Origin of the sequence: Paenibacillus xylaniclasticus (assembly GCF_004001065.1) — a bacterium.
GTDB lineage: Bacteria > Bacillota > Bacilli > Paenibacillales > Paenibacillaceae > Paenibacillus_T > Paenibacillus_T xylaniclasticus.
Genome location: NZ_BIML01000027.1, coordinates 1 through 24,649, shown reverse-complemented (window position 1 = coordinate 24,649; position 24,649 = coordinate 1). Strand labels below are relative to the sequence as shown.

The window sequence follows — 24,649 nt, the reverse complement described above, 5'->3', positions numbered from 1 at the left end:
TGTCGTTACGACGAGAGAGCCGACCTTAGCCGTCCATGTTTATTTTACTTAATGAAAATCAGGATCATTGCAAATAATAAAACAGATGCAGGCACACGAGCGTGATATATGGACCAATTCCGAACGTTCGAATAGGCGACTGTTCAATTGTTCGCGTTTTGATTGACTTATGTTTTAGGGACTGATACACTATTCATGCTGCCTTCATTGCGATGGCGGTCGGATTCCCCTTGCCCGCACGGCGCTCATGCCTACGGGAATCGGAGTTCGGCGGCGTGGCTTAAGATGGCAATCATTATCGGTGCAAGGTTCTGCATCGGGCGGGGGTATGATCATGTCTACGGTTGTTGTTGTCGGAACGCAGTGGGGAGACGAAGGGAAAGGCAAGATTACCGACTATTTGGCGGAAGGCGCCGACGTCGTAGCCCGTTACCAAGGCGGTAACAATGCGGGTCATACGATCATGATCGGCAACAAGAAATATAAATTGACGATGGTTCCTTCGGGTATCTTCAATGAGAATAAAATTTGCGTCATCGGCAATGGTATGGTTATCAATCCATCAGCTCTGATCGACGAAATTAATTATATCCATGAGAATGGCTTCAAAACGAATAATTTGAAAATTAGCGACCGCGCTCACGTAATTATGCCGTATCATCTCGTGCTCGACGGTCTGGAAGAAGAGCGCAAAGGCGATAACAAGATCGGTACGACGCGCAAGGGTATCGGTCCTGCATATATGGACAAAGCGGCACGTAATGGTATTCGCATTGCTGACCTGATGGATGCGGAGGAATTCACGCAGAAGGCACGCCGTTTGGTTGAAGAGAAGAACCAAGTCATCGCGCAGGTGTATGGCGGCGAGCCGCTTGATGCTGAAGCGATTATTGCGGAGTATCTTCAATACGCAGAGGCGCTTCGCCCATACGTAACGGATACATCGGTCGTCCTGAACGACGCTATCGATGCGAATCGCAAAGTATTGTTCGAAGGCGCACAAGGCGTAATGCTCGACATCGACCAAGGCACGTATCCGTATGTAACGTCATCGAATCCGACGGCAGGCGGCGTCTGCATCGGCTCTGGTGTTGGTCCTTCGAAGATTCAGCAGGTTATCGGCGTAGCGAAAGCATATACGACTCGCGTCGGTGACGGTCCGTTCCCTACGGAGCAGGACAATGAGACGGGCGCATGGATTCGCGATCGCGGTCATGAATATGGCACGGTAACGGGCCGTCCTCGCCGCGTAGGCTGGTTCGACACGGTTGTTGTTCGCCATGCTCGCCGCGTCAGTGGTATTACCGGTCTGTCGCTCAACTCGCTGGACGTTCTGTCCGGTCTTGAGACGGTTAGGATTTGTGTCGCATACAAATATCGCGGCGAAATCATTGAGCACTATCCGGCTAGCTTGAAGCAAGTATCGGAGTGCGAAGCTGTGTATGAGGAGCTTCCAGGCTGGAGCGAAGATATATCGAACGCGAAGACGCTTGAGGATCTGCCAGAGAATACGCGCCGTTATGTGGAACGTATCTCCGAGCTGACGGGCATTCCGATTGCGATCTTCTCGGTCGGCCGCAATCGCGAGCAGACGAACCTAGTTCGTCCAGTTTACTTGTAGAATAGAGAGGCAATCGAGGCTTCGGCTTCGGTTGCCTTTTTTCGTTCATCTGGTCATTCCGCAATCCTTCTGTCTATTTTGGTTCACGAGGTTATACCTTTTCTTCCGGCTGCCCATACTGGGAAATAGAGATAGCTGAGAATTCCGCTGGTATGAGGCAGGAAGCGGGATGGAGGAAAATACGATGTGGAGAATGTTCGGCTGGGTTGGCCGCGCCATTGCGGTCGGGTTAATTGCGAGCTTTCTATCGATCTGGACGACGGGCTATATTGTGAACAGCTACTTAGAAACGCTTCTGAAGCAGTATAATCTTCCGCTGGAGGTGCAGCCATTTGCATTGTCCGGCGTATGGGGCAAGCTGTGGGGAGCAGATCCAGTTAAGCAGGGGACGAGCGTTGCGGAGGTAAAGCAAGGCGGGCAGGGCACCAGCAGCGGTTCGAGCAGCAGTTCTTCGGTAGAGAGTGCTGGAGAAGCAGATAGCCTGTCAGGCGATGGCAATGGCGAGGCTTCGGGACCAGTTGATGATGGCGGAAGCCTAGAAGGCTCGGCTGGTGGGGCGGACAGTAGGGCGGCTGGAACGACTAGGACAGACAATGCTGATGCCTCAAAGGTGGATGCGATGAGTGATCCGGCCGCTGCTGATGCTTTCGGCCGTGAAGAGGAAAGCGTTATTACAGGGGAAGGAAGCGGAACAGGTCCGAAGGCAGAGGCCGGCGCTGCTGAAGCGGCGGCGGAAGAAATAAGCGGAACGTCTGGAATATTAACCGACGCAGATAGGGACGAGTTGTTCGATTTGCTAGCGACCAAGCTTCCACAGCAGGCGTGGCAGTCTATATCAGAGTATATGGAGAGTGGACTGACAGAAGAGGAAGTGTCGAACGTCCAGCAAATTGTTGCACAATATTTAAGTGAAGATCAGTATCGTACCTTTATGAGCATTCTGAAAAAATATTAATGATTTTGTCGAACCGAATAATTTGCTTCCAACTTTTTTACTATGGTAAAGTAAAGAGCGTAAACATTCCTATTGAATGATACGCTTTTTTTGTGTTTAATTACAATTATATCCATCTATGTCGAGATGAGAGGGAAGAGAAGGAGATTGTCATGACCGTTAGCAAGGACAACAATCCGAAGCGCACCAAGTGGCAAGCTGTGCTCCGGACGCTCCGGCCTGTCCGGAATTATGCATCCGCAGCATGGAGTGCAGTGGCGCACTTTGTCCGTCCGACGGGCGAAGCGGGCAAGAATCGATTTCGTAGAGCTGCGATAATTGTTGCCGTTGTCGGCTTAATCGGCATTATTGCAGGAATAGGTGGGAAACAATACGTTAAAGCCAACACGGTTGATTATTATAATGTATTGATGGATGGGCAGTTAGTTGGCTCGGTAGACAAGCCGGAGACGGTAGAGAATATGCTGCTTGCCAAAGCCGATGAAGTGAAGCAGGAACACCCGGACGTGAATATGGTGCTCGATACGAGCAAAGTATCTTATGAGCCGGCCAGCGGCTATAAAGCGAAGCCGGAGACGGACGCGACGCTGGACAAGCTAAGCGGCATGCTCACCGCTTACGCCACAGGCGTAGAGGTGAAGATAGACGGCGAGGTCGTCGGTATTGTGAAGGACCGTGAAACGGCGGATAAAATTATGCAGCGTGTGAAGAATAAATTCGCCCCAGAACTGGCATCGAAGCGATCAGAGGAAGTAACGACGCTCTCGTATTCGTCAGACAGCACATCCGCCAAGAACGTCTCGTCGAATGACGATAATACAGGAACGCAGCGTAAGGTGAAGAAAGCGGATATCGTCGAGAAGGTGACAACATCCGCTGTTGAGGTGGATCCATCGAAGGTGATGGATGAGAAGACGTTGTACAAGAAGATCGTTACTGGCAATACGGAGACGATGAAGTATACGGTTAAGGAAGGCGACTGTGTCGGCTGTATTGCGCAGAAGTTTGATATTCCGAAGCAAGTCATCTATCAGAACAACCCGTGGATTAATGATGACTTCATTAAGATCGGTGATGTGCTCGATCTGACGGTTCAGAAGCCGGCCGTAACGGTACGCACAGTCGAGAGCGTGTCTGAGATCGTTAACACCGATCCGCAGGTTGTCATTCGCACGAGCGACAGTATGCGTAAGGGCGAATCGAAGGTCATTCAACAGGGCAGTGGCGGGCAGAAGCGGCTGACCTATCGTCTTACGAAGGATAATGGCTATCTCATTAGTGAAGAATTAATCGGTTATGAGGTGCTGAAGAAGGGGACGCCGAAGATTATTGTCAAAGGCACTAAGGTTGTTCTCGGTGAAGGCTCTGGCAGCTTCGCATGGCCAGTAAGCAATCATACGATGACGAGCAGCTTCGGCAAACGATGGGGCAAGCAGCACGAAGGTCTCGATCTTGTCGGCAGCAGCACGATTAAGGCGTCAGATAATGGTGTCGTCGAGTTCGCGGGCGTTAAGAACGGCTATGGCAACGTCGTTATTATTGATCATAAGAACGGATACAAGACGTTATATGGCCACATGAAATCGATCTCGGTGAAAGAAGGTCAAACTGTCGAGAAGGGTGAAAAGCTCGGAATAATGGGCAGCACTGGACGCTCGACCGGCACTCATTTACATTTTGAGATTCAGAAGAACGGTGTTCCTCAGAACCCGATGAAATATTTATAAACGTAAGAGACAAGCATCGTTTGCTGGTTACTAGCCGGCAGGCGGTGCTTTTTAGGTTAACGGGGGTGGAATTGGCAGCAATCTTTGTTCCGTATATTAGAGTTTTCGGTGGGACGGCTATGGTGTGTATGTTAAAATAAGTACGAAAGTGTATGTGACAATACTACGGGCGGGCGGTGAAGCCGTGCACGGCAAAATATTAGTCGTAGACGATGAGCAGCCGATTGCAGATATTCTGAAATTCAATCTGGAGAAGGAAGGCTATGAGGTCATCTGTGCCTTCGATGGCGGCGAGGCGGTAAGGCTCGCTTATGAGGAGCGTCCCGATCTGATGCTGCTCGATCTGATGCTGCCGGTGAAGGACGGAATGGACGTGTGCCGCGAGGTGCGTGCCAATCTGCATATGCCGATTATTATGCTGACGGCTAAGGATACGGAGCTGGACAAGGTGCTTGGCCTGGAGCTTGGCGCTGACGATTATGTTACGAAGCCGTTCAGCACGCGTGAATTGCTGGCTAGGGTGAAGGCGCATTTGCGCAGACAGAAGAAGGCAACCGAAGCGGTGCAAGAGGCACAGACCGCGGCCGCCGATGCAGCGGCGACGGTTGGGGCAAGCGAAGTGGGCCATAGCAAGAATGGGCTGCAAATTTTTAATTTGTTTATTGATACCGATATGTATGTCATTTACAAAGATAACGAGCCGCTTGATCTGACTCATCGCGAGTATGAGTTGGTCTATTATCTTGCGCGTAATAGCGGCAAGGTGATGACGCGGGAGCATTTGCTTCAGGCGGTATGGGGATTCGAATATTTCGGTGACGTGCGGACGGTCGATGTGACGGTGCGGCGTATTCGGGAGAAGATCGAGGATGATCCTAGCCGCCCGGAATATATTTTGACTAGACGCGGGCTTGGCTATATGATGAAAAATCCTAAGAGCGGCGGCTTCGGATTCCTATGAGCGGCATCCGGCTGTTTCGAACGGTTCAAGTCAAGCTGATCATTATCTACGTGCTGCTCATTCTGATTGCGATGCAGTTGATCGGCGTTTATTTTATCAGTACGGTAAAAAATTCGCTCACGGAGAGCTTCACCAGCAACTTGAAGGATCAGGCGAATCTGCTATCGGAGATGGCAGCGCCGATGCTGGCCGGCCGGACGGTAGAGCCCGAAGGTGAACCGTCAGATTCGGCTGAGGGGATCAGCAACGTCGTTCGTAACCTGTTCAGCATTAGTGAGGCGGAAATTCAAGTGCTGGACAGCAGCGGGAAAGTTATTGCAACGTCCGTGGCGTCTAACCAATCAATCGTCGGCAAGAAAAATCCGTCGCTGCTTGTAACCCGCGCTTTGCAATCGATTCGGGACAACGAAGAGGAAATTATCGACGAGGATAATATCCGCAAAAAAATTATTGCCCAGCCCGTCACCTATGAAGGCGGGCGTGTCGTCGGCGCTGTGTATATCGTTGCTTCAATGAATGATCTGTATGCGACGATGGATCGGGTGAATCGAATTTTCGTCTCCGGAACGCTTATTGCTCTGGGGTTGACGGGGGTACTTGGTATCCTGCTGGCGCACACGATTACGAGTCCGATCAAGGTGCTGACACGTTCGGCTGCAGCGGTAGCAGAGGGGCGGTTCGATCAGCAGGTGCCTGTGCTCGGTGATGACGAGATCGGGCGGCTTAGCGAGGCGTTCAATGATATGACGAGCCGGCTGAGTGAAGCTCTGTCGGTTAACGAAGAGGAGCGGGACAAGCTTGCATCGGTGCTGGCGAATATGAGTGACGGCGTCGTTGCAACTGACCAGAGCGGTTATGTGATCGTATCGAACCGCCGGGCGCAGGAGCTGTTAGACGTGCGTGAGTGCGTAGGCAGCAGGTTGTCCGAGCTGCTCGAGCTGCCGCCAGAGGAAATAACGGGGCTCCAGCTGGAGGGTGGCTCTAAGCTGCTGCGCAAGGAGACGGAGGAAGGCGAGTGGCTGCTTCGCGTGACGTTCACGCCGGTGCATCGCCGGGACACAGGGACGACGAGTACGATTGCTATTCTGGAGGACGTGACGGAGCAGGAGAAGCTGGAGCAGTCGCGCCGTGAGTTCGTCGCGAACGTCTCGCATGAGCTGCGAACGCCGCTCACGACGATTAAGAGCTACGCCGAAGCACTTGACGATGGCGCGCTTGAAGAGCGTCAGCTTGCTGAGCGGTTCGTCAATGTCATTCGTAATGAGACCGAGCGGATGATTCGGCTTGTAACGGATCTGCTGCATCTGTCGAGATTCGATTCGAATCAAGCTCCGCTGCGGCGCACTTATACGAGCTTGCCGGAGCTGCTAGAGGAAGCGGCGGACCGGTTCGCATTCCAAATGAATCAGAAAGGCATTGAGTCGGAGGTTATTATTGAGGATGGGGTTAACACGGTATGGATTGACCGTGACGGCATTGACCAAGTGCTCGATAATTTGCTATCCAATGCGATCAAATATACGCAAGGCGGCGGGCGGATTGTATTAACGGCCTGCAAGCCCGATCCCCATATGGTAGCGGTGAGCGTCAAGGATGCGGGCATTGGTATACCGAAGAAGGACTTGGGCCGAATATTCGATCGGTTCTATCGGGTTGATAAAGCGCGTTCTCGCAGCATGGGCGGCACCGGGCTCGGTCTGTCTATTGCCCGGGAAATTGTTCGGGCACATGGCGGAACGATCTCGCTGGAGTCGGAGCTGAACGTTGGCACGACTGTAACGTTCGTACTGCCGGCGAAGGAGGCAAGTCTACATGATTGAGCGATTGAAGACGGCGATTCTAACCGTCCTGATCGTACTTAGCCTTCTTCAAAGCTACTGGCTTGCTTATAGCATGCCGGGGCTGAAGGCGGTCCGGACGGAGATCGATTATGTGAACACGGAGCCGATGGGACCGGCGCAGCAGATTGAAAATGTTATTTTCCCAGATTCGATTGTGCTGCATTTAGGGAACCAGAATCACACGGTGCTTTATCCGCCGTCTAATTTTTATGATCTTGTGTTTAATAAGCTTCAAACGGTCGGCTTCAAAGGGTTTACTCGCTATCCGGTTAACGGCTATGACTGGCACCAGATCAGGGAGAAGAAGCGGGGCGTGGAGCTTCGGTTCGGCGGGGGCGTTCCGGTTGCACTGCTCGAAAAGCTTATGAAGCTGGAGGGCGACCTTCGGTTTATGGGGGATCAGATTGAGCGGGTCTGGATCTATTCCGACGAGGATACCGGCCTTGTGCATGCGTACTTGTTCAGCAGCGATGGGCGTGCGGTATATGAGGCGGCGCGTACAGATCTAACGGCGCACGATGTTGAGGAGTATGTCGGCTTCGGTGAATACGGGACGCCTTATAAGGCGGTCGGCAATGTGTTCGTGCCTGAATTTCCGATCGAAGCGGTGGAAGCGGTCGTTGGCTATGATACGTATACGCCGGAGCAGATGCAGCGCAGCCTATTCTTTGATCCGGGCACGACGCTTGCCATGAAGACGCTTAGCGGCGCGGAAATCATTACAGACGGCAAACGGGGTCTTCAGATTGAGCAAAATGGCAATTGGGTCAGCTATACGAACCCTGCCGCTCCGCAGACGACAGAGAACAATACGACTGACAACGTGCTGGCGTCGATGCAGTTCATTAATGAGCATGGCGGATGGGACGGCTTGAACCGATATGTGCCGATGAAGCCGTCAGCTGATGTTGCCGGTGAGGAGAGCCGGACGGTATTGTTCCAGCAATACTACGGTGCTTATCCGATTGTCTCGGATGATCTGTACAAGTTCGGCTATATGCGGCTCCTGCTTCAGCAAGGTGTCGTGACGGAATACGAACGGTCGCTTATGACGCTGAAAGATGATGCCGTATCGAAATCGACCCGTTGGCTGCCAGGCGGCAATAGGCTGCGTTCGGCGCTGGACAATATGGATCGCCAAAGCGAGATTGTGGCGCTTTATCCGGCCGTGCAGGTGATTCCATCGACGAAGGATTCCCAGCTGCGGCTCGCTCCGGTATGGGCGGCACGTTATGCAGATGGGACACAGAAGATTGTAGCTGGTCCGATGTCGGACGACTATGATGGCTCGGCTGAACGACGTGCTTGGCAGGATGAGGTTAATAAACGGAAGCAGCAAAATCAGCATAAGCAACAGCAGCAGAAAGGCTCAGTCGATGCGAAGAATGAAGCAGCAGGCAACGGCATCGGACAGGCGGTTGGCGGGTTCAACGAAATTGGAATAACAGGGGATTCCGCAGAGAATAAGACGAGCGGTTCGAGTATGCCGTCGGTTAACGGCATAATGTCGTTCGCCAGCCAACGAAATCAAGTGCAGTAACAAGTCACGGGCGCGGCTCCTTCGCGTCCGGACGGGGGTGAGTGCGCATGGATTGGAGCCGCGCGAAGAGCGTGCTCATATTAGCATTTCTCGTGCTGAATGTGGTGCTAGGTTACCAGCTGTGGCAGAATGTCAGCGAACGGTTGAACGCGGATCAGAAGCTGGGCGATTTGGGCGCTGATACGCTTCGCATAATGAAGGAGCGAGGCATCAGTCTGGCTGCGACGGCCAGCATTCCGACGGAGACACCGAAGCTGCGTGACTTAACCTACCGGTTCAAGACGCCGGGTGGAGCGGCAGAACGAATCGAGCTGAAGAAGCCGGTCGACAGCCGGATTGTATTCGATGAGAAGGAGCTGCTGGATCAGCTGGGCGGCATTATACCAGATCTGAAGCTGTACCGGTTCGATCAGCTGTCCAGTACGGATGGGGTATTCGTCCTGTATCGGATGGCGAACGGACGGCCGATGTTCGACGTGAAGCTGGAGCTGTACTACAGCAATCAGAATCAGAAGATTACGGCGTACAGCCAGTCACAGGTCGAGCTGGAGAGGTCGGAGTCAGAGGCACGAGAGGTGCTGTCCGCTTCGAAAGCGGTAATGCCGCTCATCGATAAATATTTGGAGGAAGGCTCAGTCATTAAGGAAATATCGCTTGGTTATCATGGACAGCTGTTCGATTCTGAGACGCAATATGCGGCTCCATCCTGGAGGGTTATGCTGGAGAGCGGGAAACCGTTCTATGTACATGCGATAAGCGCTGAGGTTGTGCAAGAGAAGAGTGATGATGAAGCGGTAAGCACTCATCCTTAGAGGTATAATTGACGATGCGATGAGTGCGGGTTACTGGCATTGACGAGAATGGTTGTGCTCGCAAGCAAGCAGGGAGAAGGGACGAAAGGCTGTTATGGGATTACGATTTACCAATCTATCAAGCGGATCGACTGGCAACGCAACAATCGTGCAGAACGATGAGCATACCGTGCTCGTAGATGCAGGTCTTAGCGCGAAGCGGATCGATCAGCTGATGGCGGAGCGCGGGGTGTCGGGACATCAGATTGACGCCCTGTTCGTGACGCATGAGCATTCCGATCATATTAAAGGACTGGGCGCTATAGCCCGAAAATATAATATCGCTGTATATGCCAATGAGGCGACTTGGGGCGCGATGGAGAAGCATATCGGGACAATCGCGCCAGAGAAGCGGACGATTATGCAGACCGGTGAGACGATTTCACTGGGCAATATGCATGTGACGTCTTATCCGATCTCGCACGATGCGGAGGAGCCCGTCGGCTATACGTTTACGGAGGACGGCTACAAGCTGAGTCTGGCGACGGACCTTGGTTATGTGAGCGATAAAGTGAGACAGGCAATTATCGATTCGGACGTGCTCGTCCTAGAATCGAATCACGATACAGAGATGCTTCGGATGGGGCGTTACCCATGGAATATTAAACGGCGCATCCTAAGCGACGTCGGACACTTGTCCAACGTGGCGGCGGGCGAAGCGTTGTGCGAGCTGATGACGGATCGAACGAAGCGGGTATATCTTGCGCATCTGAGTCAGGATCATAATGTAATGGATCTGGCTAAGCTAACGATTAATAGTATTTTCGAGAACAACGGCATATTCTTTAAAAGGGATGAGAATCCACTGCGTGATACGTATTACGACCGCCCTACCCCATGGGACGAAGTGAAGCGTCGATAAGCGATTCTAGCTCTTCATCTAGCGATGCGGTGCGCTGCTCGAGCTCTTCGCGAGTTATGATACCGCGGTCGATGAGAAGCTCAATGAGTACGCTTACGGTCAGCAGGGTACGGTAGTGGTCGCGCTTTAGGTCAGCAATGGAACCGGCCAGTTGGATGAAATCCCAGGCGGGAGAAGGTTTTTTGCTCATAATGGCATTCACTCCTTAATTATCTATCTTTTCATCTAGTAGTCTATTATTATTGTAGTCGCATTTGCCGAAAACATTCCTATAACCATAAATATATTCTTAATGTCTGGTACGGCATTGAGAGGAGAGATAGATATGAGCCTATTCGATGACGATTTCTATTCGAGTCGAGTGTCCCGTCGGAAGAGCCGCTGGGTACAAGAGGATACGGGTAACCGGCCGACGGTGCTGAGAAGCCGGTCTGCCTGGTCGCGCATTCGGGTTGCCGTATTGTCATCGGCAATTAGCGTCGCAGGAGTTGTGCTGTTATTTGGAGCGGTATCTCATTTCAACGGCGGTGGAAGCAAGACAGAGAATTTGGCGGCATCCGCTTCTGTGGCGCCTACGCAGACACAGACGGCGGACCCTTATGAGCGGACGATTACAGCGGCGGCTAAGGTTAGACCAACGGTCGTCAGCGTTATTAATGAGCAATACGGGCCGATTGATGATGAAGGTGGCGTCGTAAGCGATGAAGATTTGCAGGATGCGGGAATAGGCTCAGGTGTTATTTTTGAGAAGAAGGATGGCAAGGCGCTGATCGTGACGAACGCCCATGTCATTGCAAATGCGGAGCGCGTGAAGGTTGCGATGATTGACGGCAGCGCACGGATAGCGGAGGTCATTGGCGATGATCCGATTACCGATCTGGCCGTGCTGCAGGTCGATGGCGAGGGCATCAAGGATGTCGCAACCTTCGGTAATTCGAGCAAGCTGCGCAACGGCGAATGGGTCATGGCGATCGGCAGCCCGCTTGGACTGGATGATTCACTCTCCATGGGCATTATTAGCAAGACAACGCGCATTATTCCGGTATCGCTGAACCAGGACGGCAACTACGACTGGGAGCAAGAGGTTATTCAGATTGATGCCTCGATTAACCAGGGTAATAGCGGCGGTCCGCTCATCGATCTGGATGGTAATGTCGTCGGCATCAACAGTATGAAAATTGCTGATTTCGGTGTTGAAGGTGTTGGCTTCGCTATTCCGATTAACAATGCACGTCCGATTATCGACAGCTTGATCGATTTCGGTGTAGTGAAGCGTCCTTACCTGGGCGTCTATACGTTCGACTTGGATCAATATCTTGCACAGCAAGCGTTAACAAGGCAGGGGCAGTCTTCGGGGGAAGACGATGAAGCTAATTCGGAAGACGAGGATAGCGACGTTGGCTTGATTCTTCCTGAAGGAGTGGAGGACGGTGTTATCGTCTTGGAGGCGGTCGGTCCGGCGAAGGAAGCAGGACTGCAGTTCAATGACCTGATCGTCAAGTTCGATAAGACGCCGATCGGCAGCACGATGGAGCTTCGTAAATATTTGTATAATCATAAAGAAATCGGCGATACGATCGAAATTACGTTCTACCGTGATGGGGAACTGATGACGGTGAAAGTGAAGCTGAGCCTGAAAAGTAAGGACGATGAATAGTTGTTAGGAGAGGGCGGACCGCCTAGGTGGTTCGCTCTTTGTATTTAGTCGTTCGCCGGGTGTGTCAGCTGGTGGGTGAATACGGAAACGCCGCCGGAGCAAGGAACTCGGGCGGCGCCTGTTGGATATATACTATTGCAGCTTGAAGCGGGAAAGCGTCTCTCGAAGCTCGCCGGCTGCACGTGCGAGCGTTTCGGAATATGAGGAAATCTCCTGCATTGCCGCCAGCTGCTCTTCCGTGGAAGCCGAATTATTCTGACAGGACGTTGCCACTACGAACCCTGCTTCAGAGATAGTGGCGGTCATCTGTACGATATCTTTGCTTGAGGCGGCCAATTGGCTCGTAGTGGCAGCGGCTTGCACCGCTTGCTCGTCTACAGTAACGGCATGTGTTCCAATCTCAAGGAATAAGTCGTTTAGCTTCTCGGTCTTTAGAAGTCCTTGCTGTGTCTGATCTGCGACGGTGCTCATCGAAGCAACGGCCTGCCCGGTCTCTCGAACGACCTCTTGAATCAGCTCACCAATCTGCTGTGCGGATTGGCGGGACTGCTCGGCCAGTGTACGAATTTCTTGCGCGACGACGGCAAAGCCTCGGCCATGCTCACCAACGCGAGATGCTTCAATTGAGGCGTTGAGCGCGAGCAGGTTGGTGCGGGTTGCGATGTCGGTAATGATGTTAGTAATGCTGTCAATTTGCTGGGAACGGTTGCCAAGCGATAAGACGATGGAAGTCGTTTGCTGGACGTTTGCATGCATGTCTCCCATCGATTGAAGCACAGCGTTCGCGGCTTCGGCTCCGGTTGTAGAAGCCGTTCTCGCAAAGTTAGCGCTAACGCGCAATTGCTCGTTGCTGCTTGATAGCTGCTCGATGCCCGCAGCCATGCTATTGACTGCCTGATTCGTTTCTTCTGTATATCGCTGGGCGATCTCGACACTGGCAAATGTGTTCTGTGTCGCCTCGACGATATGCTCGGTTGCCCGCGTCGTTTGTTCTGCGCTTGCACTCAGCTGCGAAGATGAGGAGGCGACCTGCTCGGCCGTGTTCATTGCTTGAGACAGAATAACACGAAGCTTGGCGGTCATCTTATTAAATGCACGTGCGAGTTGACCGATCTCATCTTTCGAGCGGATGTTAAGTTCGCGGCTTAAGTCGCCGTTGCCTTCGGCTATTGCTTCAAGCTGCCGGTTGATGTTGAGGATAGGTCTCACAACCGAGGTAATGAGTAGAATACTGATGATTAAGATAACGACAATGGCACTAATAGATATGGCGAGAAGAGTACGTTCTTGGTTTTCTATAGAGGCTATGTATGCTTGCTGCTCTTCTGACATTTCATGATCAAGCTTGTCAGCCGCGTCACGGACGATGAGATCCAGCTGCATGCGAGCGGTGCGCTCATCGCCGAAATGCTCAGCAATGGCGCTTTGTTTGTTGCCGCTGTCGACCAACTTGATTACCTTGGCACTAACAGTATTGTAGGTATCTAGCTTAGCGTTAATTTGATACAGCACGGATTGGTCTCTTTCATCAAGGAATGGGTAGGAATTTATGCGAGTGAGGATGTCCGAGATATCAGCGCTCTTGCTGCTCATTTTTTCTCGGAAGCCTTCGTCGCCATTAAGCAGATACGCACGTTCATCATTTGAGAGGTCGGCTAAGCTGTACTGAAGCATACGGAGATCGTTCAGATAGTCAGCCTCCTGCAGCATTTTTAAGGTAGAATCCTTTTTTTGCTCGTTGCTCACGGAATTCATAATAATCATTAGCGTCATAAGTAAAGCAACGCTGAGGCATGCAATCACCAGCTTGTACTTAATCTTCACAGTAATACCTCCCAAGATGAAAGATACATATGTTTTCCTTATTCTTGATTTTTACGCTAGTTTATTAGGTAGTCAATAATTAACGATGGAAATTAAGTAAAAATTTATACACGGATAAAGTGAATTTTTACACACAGTGTAGAGATAATAATTAAAAAGTGTATAATTCTGGATTAAATATATGCATGCAGTAAGAAATGGTTTTGGTCAATGTATGGGCGGGGTATTGGAGCGGAAATATTTTGTAAACGGGAAGGTAGTTATGGAGATGAGGCATTTGGTATAATAACCAATAACGACTCAAGAAGAAAACGGGGTAATGGACGACAATGTTCTGTGTATGCAAACAACATGTAGAATTAGCAATTGATAAATTTGTGGATGAATTTGAGGATGCGCCGGATATGGTTAACCTGAAGGATACGGAGTTTTCTAACTGGGACCCGCCGCGTCAATGCGATATGTGTGAAGAGCCTGCTGAGTTTCTGGTGGTGTAGCCGATGCTGATTCAGATCGCAACCGTTGGGAAGCTGAAGGAGAAGTATCTTGTGGCGGGCATTGCCGAGTACGCGAAGCGGCTCGGCCCTTACGTCAAGCTGCAGCTGACGGAGGTGCCGGACGAGAAGGCGCCGGAGACGATGAGTCCGGCCGAGGAAGCCCAGGTGCGCGAACGCGAGGGCGAGCGGCTGCTCGCGCAGATTAAGCCCGATGCGCACGTCATTGCGCTCGCGCTTGACGGCGAACTGTGGTCGAGCGAGGACCTGGCCGCGCAGCTCGACAAGTTAGCCACGTATGGCAAGAGCCACGTGGCTTTTGTCATTGGCGGCAGCACCGGCCTATCCCCGGCCGTGCTGCGCCGCGCCCAGCAGAAGCTAAGCTTCGGGCGCATGACGCTGCCGCACCAGCTCATGCGGCTGGTGCTGATCGAGCAGGTGTACCGGGCGGTGAAGATTAATCGGGGGGAACCGTATCATAAGTAAAGGAGTAGCCCTTTAACAAAGGATGTAGCAGCTAAACCCGCAGGAGACTTTTAAATTATTAGATTTTCTTAACTTCTAACAAACCGAAGGGAATATCTTATTATAATAGTTGCAAAATGTCAACTGCTAGCACATAATAAGATTATTAATTTAAAGGCTGGTGAGGGATATGTTTTTGAGCGACAGAGATCTCAAAAACTTAGCGATGGAGTTTCAATTAGTGACTCCATTTAAACCTGAAAACTGTGCTGGAGCTACTATTGATCTTACGTTAGATACTAAGATTAAAAAGTATATATCTGGAGAACCAATTGTACTTGGTAAAGAAATAACTGAGGATATGTACATAGAAGTTGATATATCAAAAGAAGACTTTTATTTACAACCATCAGAATCTGTACTTATTAAATCGCATGAATACTTTAAAGTTCCAGTAGACAAACTAGCTATTATTCCCGAACGATACAGTGTAAAGCTAACAGGTCTTATGATTAGTCCTGCTAGTTATATGAATCCTGGATATCAAGGTAAATTAAGTTTCTTAGCAGTAAATCACTCTTCTGTTCCTATCCGTTTACTTCCTGGAATTAAATTTACCCAATTAGCAGTTGCTCAATTAACATCAGAGTCAGATAAGCCTTATGGCAAACAAGATGCTAAATATATGGGCTCTGTTGATGTAAGTATTTCTAAGCTTCACTTAGATAATGAAATACAGGAATTCTTAGTGTCAAAGGGTATTACAAATGTATCAAGTGATACCGCAAGAGAACTTGGAAATCATTTGGTGGAAATGATGAAAAAATCAGCTAGTAAAATTGCTGATGAGCTAAGAGAAAAGCTTGGTGATCCTAGTTGATTAATCTCAGAGAGATACTTCGTAGGCATCAAGGAGAACTAACATTAAAAAATTATTTGGAAGATAGGTATGAAACAACATCTATTGAGGAAAAAAATAGATTATTGGGTTTGGTGTCAAAATCTATTGATGAAGAGGTCGAAAAAATTCTTCAAGCATTCGTTGCTGAGGTTACTAAAGGGTCACCTGCAAGTAAAAGAAGACGTAATTTCAAGCTTTTAAGTTTAGGATTAACAATAGTAATGACACCATCTATAGCATATGCTGTAAATGAAGAAGCCTGGATTTTTGTGACAATTCTTTCTGTAGTGTTATTAAGCATCCAAGTTTTTATTACTTTCCAAGGCGATGAAGAAGAGTTCAGATGAAGTTGGTGGTTATTAATGACAATGTATCAGCACTACAAAGGTGGCATTTATGAAGTGCTATTCATTGCTACACATTCAGAAACTGGGGAAAAACTTGTAATATATAAAAACCAGAAAGATGAAACATATGCTAGACCATACGATATGTTCTTTGAAAATGTAGTAATTAATGGTGTTACAGTACCAAGATTTAAACAAATACCTCTGTAGAACCTCATCCTAATACACAGGATGAGGTTCTTTGATATATAAACACTTACGAATTATCTAATGATACGTTTCTCCTTTAGATACATTACGGTGAACCGTATCATAAGTAGAGCGAAATTTTAGTTGCGAAGATCCTTCCGAATATCCAATACTATACGAGCTATTGCGTTTCGAAATAGGGTAAAATGGTACAGACTAAAGGAAATGAGGACTGAAACCATGGATAAAGATGAAGTGATATTGACGGAAGAAGGCCTGAAGCAGATTGAGGAAGAGCTCCGCGAGCTTAAGACGGTCAAGCGTAAGGAGTTAGCGGAGCGGTTGAAAGTGGCGATCAGCTATGGCGATCTTAAAGAAAACAGTGAGTACCATTCTGCCAAGGATGATCAGGCGCACATGGAAACCCGAATTTTGACCCTGGAGCGGATCTTAAAGCGGGCACGAGTCGTGAGCGCGGACAGTGTGGACTTGAATGTAGTCAGCGTAGGATCTTATGTGATCTTGAATGATCTTGAATTCGCCGAGAGGATCGAATATCGCATTGTCGGCCCGGCTGAAGCCAATGTAGCAGAGAACAAAATTTCTTACGAAAGCCCACTCGGAAAGGCTCTTTTGGGCAAAAAAGTAGGGGATATCATTAACGTAGAAGCGCCAATGGGTAACCTTCAATATGAGCTGCTTGAAATCAAAATTTGAAATGGGTATCCCAGATTTTAAAGGCTGAGATGGCCCACAGCTCCGCTAATTGCCGAAACGCCGCTGAAAACACTGAAGACCGCTGGCATCTCCGCCAGCGGTCTTCGCTGTATTTTCTTTCTCGAATTAGATCAATTCCGATTTCACGAGCAGCTTCCACACGATGACGGCGACTTCAGCCCGAGAGATCTTCGCTGCAGGATCCAAGGTCGCACCATTGCGTCCTTCCACAATGCCTGCGGCAACCGTTTCGGACACGCTGTTCCGGGCCCATGGAGCAACCGAAGCAGCATCTGCGAATCGGGCGAGTGTTGTGTCCGCCGCTTGCCCTTTCAGCTTACCTTTCAGCCCGCTGACTGCAATCGCCTTGGCGATAATCGTCATCGCTTGTTCGCGCGTAATATTGTCGTTAGGACGGAACGTGCCGTCTTCGAAGCCGGCAATCAATCCATAGGAGAACGCCGTCCGAACCGCGCTGTCATACCAGTCGCTCGCGTCGACATCGTGGAACGGATTGGAGCCGTCGCCGAGTTTCAGGCCCAACGCCCGAACGACGATCGCGGCGAACTCTGCGCGCGTGACGTCCGCGTCCGGACGGAACGACTTCTCATCTGTGCCGAGAACAACCATCCGCGAACCCATTTCGTTCACCGCCTCTTTCGCCCAATGTCCCTCCACATCCGGGAATGTCATCGGGTTCCAGACGAGCGCATACGTACTGTTCGTCAAGCTGTTGATTTTCGCAACATACACACCGTCGATCAACTCGACACGTGTAGGGACATGTCGGACCGTGCCGTTCGGCTCGACGACGAGTCCAGTCGTAATTTTGCTCGGATTGATACCTTCAGGCAGTGTTATCGTCCGTTCCACATAAGCGGAGAAACGCTTAATCTCATAAGTTTTGCCTTGGGCTGCGATCTTCACCGTGAAGTCGATCGGCGGGACAACGAGCGAGAAGCCTTCTTTCCCCGCGGCGTCCTCCGCCAGCTTCGCCTTGGCCACACCGCTTTCTGCAATTTCGATCTCGATCTCCATGTCCGTCAGGTCAGAATCGATCCCGAGTGAGGCGGCCAGCTTGCTTGGATCAAGTTCCTGAGAAGGAAGCGTGTAAGAAGCATTCCCCGTCTTCAATTCCAGGGTTGCGTCGTATTCTCTTACCTTACTTAAGTCGTTGCTCGTCAGCCTCGCGACGACGACATCCGAAGCAGTGCTCGAGACCATTCGCACTGATGCGCCGTGGCCTTCTGCGGCCAACTTATCCGATAGCTGCTTCCCATCCAATGCCACTGTTGACACCTTGCGGTCATCGACGGTCGTGGTCGTCGCCGTTCCGATTCGCTCCGGTTTGCCGTTCACATACACTTCTATCGCATTGGAAGCAGGTGATTGCGGCTGAGCCGGTGTTTGAGGTGTATCATTGTTGTCGTCCTTCGGTGCAGCAGTACGGTTCACAGTTACTGCATAATATTTCACGGTCGCTTCGTCCTCGGCCATCACCGCTACATACGCCACCGTCGCCTCGGCTTCCGTCAGCGCGATAGTCTCAGCACCAGTGACTTCTTCGCTAAACATACTGTCGGTATACAGCTTGAAGGAGGCACCCGAAGCAACAGCGATATCCGCGAGTCCGATCGAAGCTTGGCTGAACGGAACATTTACCGACCAAATAATCGGGTCGCCCGCAGCGTCGCCACTGCCGCCCGGAGCAGAAGCTGGTGTCTTCCCCGCAACGCTGACCAAGCCCGCATCGTTGCTCAGCGGCGCAGGCCGATACACAGCTACAGCGTAAAAGGCATTCGTCATCCCATCCTGAGCTGTAACTACGATATAGAGTGTTGTTGTCTCGCCTGGCGTCAATTCCACGACACCGTTAGCTTTGTCCGTAAAGTCACTGCCCGTATACAGCTTCACAGAGGCTTCCGCTGCCGGAACAATATCCGCCAATCCTACGGAGGAGAGGCTGTCCGACACATTCACCGCCCACGTAATCGCTTCGTCTGCCGACGCGCCGTTGCCGCCGCCGGGCGCCCCGTCAACTTCTCCAGCGACGCTCGTCAACCCAGCATCATTGCTCACAGCCAAAGCGCGCGTCACCGACACCGCATAATACTTCACGGCAGATCCATCCTCCGAGGTCACCTTCACATAGACGCCTGTCGCCGCGCCTTCGTTCAACGGAATCGTTCCGTTCCCCGTCACTGCAGCAGTGAAGTTTGCATCCGTGTATAGCTTCACCGAGGCGGAATCCCCTGGGACGATATCAGCTAACCCGATCGTGCTCGTCTCATTCGGAACGAGAACCGACCACGCCACCGCATCGCCCGGCGCACTGCCAGCGCCTCCGCTCGGCGCCGCGTCCGTCTTGCCAGCAACACTCGTCAACCCGGCGTCGCTCGAAAGAAGCTTCGTTCGAAAAATTTGATTATGCCAAGCTCTATCTGCGTAATAGATCGCACCGTCGCTGCCGACTTTCAGCCCGTATGCGTACGACTCTGTTTTGATCGTATGGACGAATCCCTCGCTGTCCAACTTACGAATATTAAAATTCAAGGAGTCCGCAACATATACGTTGCCTTGCCGGTCGACCGCAATGCCTTGAGGAACGTTGATATCCAGCAGCTGAGCCGGCATGGTCGGCATATTCGGATTTTTGCCTCGCAGCGTGCTGATGTTCCCGTTCGAATCAATTCGGCGAGCATTCTGATTCCCAACATCCAGGATATACAGCAAGCCGTCATGGTCCACTGCCAAATGGAACGGTTGGTTGAGCTTCGCGTTCGTTGCCAATCCGCCGTCTCCGGAATAACCGGGAGTATCTGTTCCAGCAATAGTGCTGATCACACCAGCGGTGTTGACCATCCGAACACGCGAGTTGCCCGAATCAGCGATCAACAGGTTTCCGGCGGCATCCATAGCCAGCCCGGTTGGCATGTTCAGCTGGGCTTCTGTCGCCGGCTTTTCGTCGCCGTTATACCCTATGCCTGCTGTACCCGCCACCGTGCTAATATTTCCGCTCGTATCCACCTTGCGGATGCGGTTATTCATGGTGTCCGCAATGTATAGATTGCCGCCGCCGTCCATCAGGACATCTGTCGGTTCAGACAGCTGCGCGGAAAGTGCAGAGCCTCCATCTCCGGAAAAGCCCGCGACGCCTGTCCCGGCAACCGTGCTGATCATGCCGTCGGCATCGACTTTCCGGATACGGTGATTATATGCGTCGGCAATATACATAGCACCGCTTGCCTCATCCAGCCAAAGTCCCGCAGGCTCGCTCAGCTGAGCTTCCAAGGCAGGTCCGCCGTCCCCGCCGCCGCCGATAGAACCATTTCCAGCCACCGCTTTTGTGCTGTACGGATTGGAAGCCGCCAAAGCAGCCTTTGGCGTAATGCCGGGTACAAGCAATAACAACACTATAAAAATCAAAAATGCTCTTGTCTTCCATGATCGGTGTCCCATTATGTCAGCTCCCATATGTATTTGCTTGAATCTTACTGCATTTATCGAGATTTAACCATACTTTAACAAACCAATTCCGACATATTTCGACATTTTATCAATTATTATTTACATATTATGGATAACAATTTGCAGCAAGCGAAACTTGCGTAGAGTAATTTATCGACACTATGCAATCCGACGGCAAGCTTCAGGTAGTCATCGCAAATTATATATTTTGGAGTAAAGGGAGGGCGTCGGTATGGAGTTTTTCGGGAAGGTCGTATTGGCGTCGTCGTTGCTCATTAGTTGCTTCTTGCTCTACTCTGGAGTGTCGGGGGCGCCGGCAGGTTGGGTTGCCGCGATTTTGATTTTTGGGAATGTGGGGCAGACGTTCATGCAGTTAGCGTTGTGGATTTCGGAGCAACGTCCCATTGGAATCCGCTGAATCCATTTGAGGGCTCCACCGTGTATTCCAATGTTGCTTTGGTTCTGGCTTTGTTGCATATCGGCATCCTGCGTCCTACCGTTATTATGCTCGGCAATTTGGGGGTGCGACGAGGTCTTTGCTGAGTGAAGGGACCCGGCTTGCGAAGCGTGAGAACAGTTAGAATGCGCTCTTGCCGAGGCTGGTTATGAACAGACTCCTGTAAGAGAACCGTTTCGTGGGAGGCGGTCTGATGTTCGTAAGGATGGCGTAGACATTACAATTTGCTATATAACCGGAACCAATGATGAAGGCATTAACTTAAATGACTTACCAGAGCGGGGATGGCGAGATGATCCGTTGTTACAACAAAGCTATACGTTAAACGGATTATCGGCTCATGTATTAAGCCAATGCACGGCTAAGCGGTCTTGGTCCTGAATTCAATGGGATTGAGGCCGTTTTAATTTTAGCTTGCAGTCATTGGAAAAACAAAGCTTTTGCACTTGAATTCTAGATTATCTCCTGGCATGGCGCGCCGAATTATGAAAGGTTTGGGGCAGTGTCCCTAACGACTTATATTATTATTTCGCTCTCGTTCTCCGATATATATTTAAGCACTCTTACTTAAAGCTGCCTTAGTGAAAAAGGATTATAGCGTTGGGCCATTACTTGACGCTTTTTCGATAAGAGTTCGAATGGAGATATAAAATTCAGTCCACAGTATGGGAGGAACCGATTTGAAGAAGTTAGCCGTTTTATTACTAGCCTTAATCGTATGTGCACAAGCCTTCGCTCCAGGCGCTAGATCTTTCGCAGCACCTGTGAATGGGATTATCTTGGTATTATCTACGAACAAGGACGTCGTTGATTCAGGCGAAGAATTCAGCTACATCATTGCCTATTCTGCCTCATCAAATACCAGCGACTATATAAACCCGAGTATTTCATTGACTTTGCCGGCAGGTGTAACGTACACGGATACAATGGGCGATCCGAATACGACGAGTAATGTTACCGATTCAATCTATCCGGGACAAAAGGAGGTCACATTTCAATTTAAAAATGGGACTGTACCTGCAGGTGCAACCGGCCAACTTGTAGTAAAAGGAAAGTTTGAGAATTACGTTACGCCTAATAGCACTGCGGCAACCACGAAAGCCGTATTTACAGCAACTGAAAACGGAACCCCTGTTACACTGGAATCCAATGAGGCGACGGTGTATTCTAAAGGCTCTGCGGTTTGGAACATTAATATAGAGAAAGCCGCTCCAATTGTAGAACCTGTTAAGGGCAGCGATGTGCAGTATAAAATAGTTGTGAAACCCGATACTGGTAACGGGCTTGGATTACTAGATATTCAAGATATTGTCGTTACAGCGAAATTAGATAATGGAGCAGTATTCATTTCAGCCGACAATGGTGGAACATTAGGTCCGGACAATACCGTAGTGTGGGGTTTAAATAACGGCCTTCGGGAAGAGAAGACACTCAAGGTTACCGTCCATTATCCTAATTCCATGCTAGAGAATGAAGTGACAACAACTGCAGAGATGACGTCAACACCTCTTGGCGGAACGCCCGCTACAAATAGTTACGATTACAAGCATGGCTTCGGGCTATCGCCTCTCGATTTAGGTACCTCGTTAAATCTCGATACCAATGAACAAGAAATATCACCTGGTCAATCGATAAAACTGTACCTCTCTAGCTTATCCAACAAATCAAACGTAGAGTTGGGTGATGGTCTATTGGAAATTATGACACCAACTCTTACGGAATCGGGGACGCCGGTCCGATTGGAGCTGCAAACGATCAAATCAGCCATCTTCTCAGGTATTTGGGATTATGATTTGTACTATACGCTCGTGGAAAACCCTGCTGCGGGTGATTGGATGCTGTGGAGCAGACCGAGTGCATCCGCTGCCACAGCTTTTGACGCGACAGCAATCGGTGAGATCAAAGGTATTCAGGCTAGATTCGGAAACTTACCAATAACGTGGAGGCAAGAGAGTGATTTTGAGTTTACATATAAGCTTGATTCCGCGACTCCTGTGCCTGCGAATACAAGAGAGATTATCCGTTCGTCGGCAGATTTTATATATTCTTTTGTCGGAAACCCAAAGACCAGCTCTGATAATAGCGAGACGTCCATTGTAAATAATCGTCCGCTGCTGGAACTGCAGAACAGCGTTAGTCAAGCAAGTGCAGCTCCTTCGGATATCGTGACTTATACCTTATCGGTTACGAATGACGCTGATCTCAGCTCTGACAAGTTGAATAACCCCATCATCTATACGATATTGCCGGCCGATCTGGAATACGTGCCGGGATCGTGGTCCATTGTCAGACCGGCAGGCATTGTCATTGATCCAATATTCACTACAGAGTCCCAGCCCTCAGGCGGAACAAAATTGACTTGGAGCTGGGATGATAGTAACCCGGGAGTATTGAATATAGGGGAAACGATACGCATCATGTATACAGCGGAGATCAAACCGGGAGCAGCAGCCCAGACTGTAACGAATACATTCGGTGTACAATCGCCGAATTACTTGAATGACGTGAACTACACGAATCCAACGCCCGTGGGTGGGCTATATGCTGTTGAAGCTGCGAGCAGCTTGACCGTGACTTCGAGTACTGCCCTCCAATCTAAGATGTGGGTGAAGGGAGAGCTGGATGCGGACTGGTTAGAGATGATGGGAACAACGACTCCCGGCGGCCAAGCGTTGTATCGATTGGAAATTCAAAATACTGGCAATGTCCCGATGAGGGCTCTCACCATCGTAAATCCGTTTCCGCGGATTGGCGATACTGCTGTTCTTAATGGCAGTGTCCAGCGTGATAGTAAGTGGGGGCCCGTGCTCATGGGACCGGTCACGGTACCATCTTATGTGACGGTATATTACTCAACGACACCAGGCATTACGATGAATCCAGCTACGGGTAGTGATAACGGCGCCTGGACGGAGATTCTTCCTGCTGACCCTACATCGGTAACCGCGATTAAGTTGCAATATGATAGTAACTATGTGATCCATCCGCTGGATAAGGTTACTTTGGAGTGGGCGATGAGAGCGCCAGTCGGGGCACCAACCGGCGGCAAGGTTGCTTGGAATTCTTTTGCTTATAAGGTTAATGATGCATCGGGGCAAGCGCTGCTGCCGTCAGAGCCTCTTAAGGTCGGGATGAGTATTCAGAGCTCGAATAAGGCTTCGATCGGAGATTACGTTTGGCTGGATTCGGACGAGAATGGGGTTATAAACGGAACGGAGACAGGGATAAATGGTGTTACAGTCGAGCTGTACGACGTAAGCGGCAGCAAGCTGGCGACTACGGTTACTTCTAATGATTTCGGGGGTAATCCAGGCTCGTATCTATTCCCAAATCTCGACCCAGGTCAATATCAGGTGACATTTGCACTGCCGTCAATGCAATACAGGTTTACAGAGCAACATGCAGGCGCTGATCCGACGATAGATTCCGATGTCAATCCGGCAACCGGGAAGACAGCGGTGTTCTCGTTGGCCCCAGGGGAGGAGAACCTCGCGATTGATGCAGGCATGGTTCTTGCCATCAATGCGGAAGTGCCAAGCATCGATACGCAGCCTATCGATCGAACCGTCAACGTGGGAGACAATGTGAACCTGACCGTAGGAGCCAGCGGTGGAGTGTCGCTGAGCTACCAATGGTATTTCAACACGACGAATAGTGCGACAGGCGGGACGGAGATTGCGGGAGCAACAAGCGCCAGCTATGTGCCGCCGACCACTGCAGCAGGAACAACATATTACTACGTTATTGTAACGAATACGGATAACAGCAAGAT

General features: G+C 50.4%; 19 protein-coding genes. 16 read left to right on the top strand and 3 right to left on the bottom strand.

Annotated features, from left to right (window positions below; all coding sequences use genetic code 11):
* Positions 1-334: 334 nt before the first annotated feature.
* The 8 genes from PXY01_RS18510 (at position 335) to PXY01_RS18475 (ending at position 10,358) form a co-directional block, all read left to right on the top strand.
* Complete coding sequence (locus PXY01_RS18510) at positions 335-1,621, top strand: adenylosuccinate synthase (protein WP_127572006.1); 1,287 nt, start codon at positions 335-337, stop codon at positions 1,619-1,621.
* A gap of 184 nt (positions 1,622-1,805) precedes the next feature.
* A complete protein-coding gene (locus tag PXY01_RS18505; protein ID WP_127572004.1) occupies positions 1,806-2,576 on the top strand; it encodes a hypothetical protein in 771 nt (256 codons plus the stop codon).
* 152 nt (positions 2,577-2,728) lie between these two features.
* Positions 2,729-4,303 carry a M23 family metallopeptidase gene (locus PXY01_RS18500; RefSeq protein WP_127572002.1) on the top strand — a complete coding sequence of 525 codons (1,575 nt, stop codon included), beginning with the start codon at positions 2,729-2,731 and terminating at the stop codon, positions 4,301-4,303.
* A gap of 184 nt (positions 4,304-4,487) precedes the next feature.
* Positions 4,488-5,264: a response regulator YycF gene (gene yycF / locus PXY01_RS18495; RefSeq protein ID WP_127572008.1), complete on the top strand. Its 777-nt coding sequence runs from the start codon at positions 4,488-4,490 to the stop codon at positions 5,262-5,264.
* Positions 5,261-7,084 carry a cell wall metabolism sensor histidine kinase WalK gene (walK, locus tag PXY01_RS18490; RefSeq protein ID WP_127572000.1) on the top strand — a complete coding sequence of 608 codons (1,824 nt, stop codon included), beginning with the start codon at positions 5,261-5,263 and terminating at the stop codon, positions 7,082-7,084. Before yycF ends, walK begins: the two co-directional genes overlap by 4 nt.
* Complete coding sequence (locus PXY01_RS18485) at positions 7,077-8,645, top strand: YycH family regulatory protein (RefSeq protein WP_127571998.1); 1,569 nt, start codon at positions 7,077-7,079, stop codon at positions 8,643-8,645. Before walK ends, PXY01_RS18485 begins: the two co-directional genes overlap by 8 nt.
* 47 nt (positions 8,646-8,692) lie before the next feature.
* The gene (yycI, locus tag PXY01_RS18480; protein WP_127571996.1) at positions 8,693-9,457 is read left to right on the top strand and encodes a two-component system regulatory protein YycI; all 765 of its coding nucleotides are present in this window, start codon (positions 8,693-8,695) and stop codon (positions 9,455-9,457) included.
* 94 nt (positions 9,458-9,551) lie between these two features.
* Positions 9,552-10,358 carry an MBL fold metallo-hydrolase gene (locus PXY01_RS18475; RefSeq protein ID WP_127571994.1) on the top strand — a complete coding sequence of 269 codons (807 nt, stop codon included), beginning with the start codon at positions 9,552-9,554 and terminating at the stop codon, positions 10,356-10,358.
* Here the strand turns inward: PXY01_RS18475 and PXY01_RS18470 are convergent.
* On the bottom strand, positions 10,327-10,548 hold the full coding sequence (locus PXY01_RS18470; RefSeq protein WP_127571993.1) for a hypothetical protein: 222 nt from the start codon (positions 10,546-10,548) through the stop codon (positions 10,327-10,329). The genes PXY01_RS18475 and PXY01_RS18470 overlap by 32 nt on opposite strands.
* Before the next feature lie 135 nt (positions 10,549-10,683).
* Between PXY01_RS18470 and PXY01_RS18465 the strand changes: the two genes are divergently transcribed.
* On the top strand, positions 10,684-12,015 hold the full coding sequence (locus PXY01_RS18465; RefSeq protein ID WP_127571991.1) for a S1C family serine protease: 1,332 nt from the start codon (positions 10,684-10,686) through the stop codon (positions 12,013-12,015).
* A 132-nt stretch (positions 12,016-12,147) separates the two neighbouring features.
* Here the strand turns inward: PXY01_RS18465 and PXY01_RS18460 are convergent, their stop codons facing one another.
* The gene (locus PXY01_RS18460) at positions 12,148-13,839 is read right to left on the bottom strand and encodes a methyl-accepting chemotaxis protein (protein ID WP_127571989.1); all 1,692 of its coding nucleotides are present in this window, start codon (positions 13,837-13,839) and stop codon (positions 12,148-12,150) included.
* Between the two features lie 329 nt (positions 13,840-14,168).
* Here PXY01_RS18460 and PXY01_RS18455 point away from each other — a divergent pair, with 329 nt between their 5' ends.
* The 6 genes from PXY01_RS18455 to greA all read left to right on the top strand — a co-directional run bounded on the left by PXY01_RS18455 (position 14,169) and on the right by greA (position 16,952).
* Positions 14,169-14,336 carry a CxxH/CxxC protein gene (locus PXY01_RS18455; protein ID WP_127571987.1) on the top strand — a complete coding sequence of 56 codons (168 nt, stop codon included), beginning with the start codon at positions 14,169-14,171 and terminating at the stop codon, positions 14,334-14,336.
* Positions 14,337-14,339: 3 nt separating this feature from the next.
* The gene (gene rlmH, locus PXY01_RS18450; RefSeq protein ID WP_127571985.1) at positions 14,340-14,819 is read left to right on the top strand and encodes a 23S rRNA (pseudouridine(1915)-N(3))-methyltransferase RlmH; all 480 of its coding nucleotides are present in this window, start codon (positions 14,340-14,342) and stop codon (positions 14,817-14,819) included.
* Positions 14,820-14,988: 169 nt separating this feature from the next.
* On the top strand, positions 14,989-15,678 hold the full coding sequence (gene dcd / locus PXY01_RS18445) for a dCTP deaminase (protein ID WP_127571983.1): 690 nt from the start codon (positions 14,989-14,991) through the stop codon (positions 15,676-15,678).
* The gene (locus tag PXY01_RS18440; protein ID WP_127571981.1) at positions 15,675-16,046 is read left to right on the top strand and encodes a hypothetical protein; all 372 of its coding nucleotides are present in this window, start codon (positions 15,675-15,677) and stop codon (positions 16,044-16,046) included. Before dcd ends, PXY01_RS18440 begins: the two co-directional genes overlap by 4 nt.
* A gap of 15 nt (positions 16,047-16,061) precedes the next feature.
* Positions 16,062-16,256: a DUF1653 domain-containing protein gene (locus tag PXY01_RS18435; protein WP_127571979.1), complete on the top strand. Its 195-nt coding sequence runs from the start codon at positions 16,062-16,064 to the stop codon at positions 16,254-16,256.
* 219 nt (positions 16,257-16,475) lie between these two features.
* The gene (gene greA, locus PXY01_RS18430) at positions 16,476-16,952 is read left to right on the top strand and encodes a transcription elongation factor GreA (protein WP_127571977.1); all 477 of its coding nucleotides are present in this window, start codon (positions 16,476-16,478) and stop codon (positions 16,950-16,952) included.
* 126 nt (positions 16,953-17,078) lie between these two features.
* Here the strand turns inward: greA and PXY01_RS18425 are convergent, their stop codons facing one another.
* Positions 17,079-20,411, bottom strand: a complete 3,333-nt coding sequence (locus tag PXY01_RS18425; RefSeq protein ID WP_164744483.1) for an NHL domain-containing protein — start codon at positions 20,409-20,411, stop codon at positions 17,079-17,081.
* A 1,146-nt stretch (positions 20,412-21,557) separates the two neighbouring features.
* Here PXY01_RS18425 and PXY01_RS18420 point away from each other — a divergent pair.
* A partial coding sequence (locus tag PXY01_RS18420) for an SdrD B-like domain-containing protein (RefSeq protein ID WP_281277895.1) occupies positions 21,558-24,649 on the top strand: 3,092 nt, incomplete at its 3' end.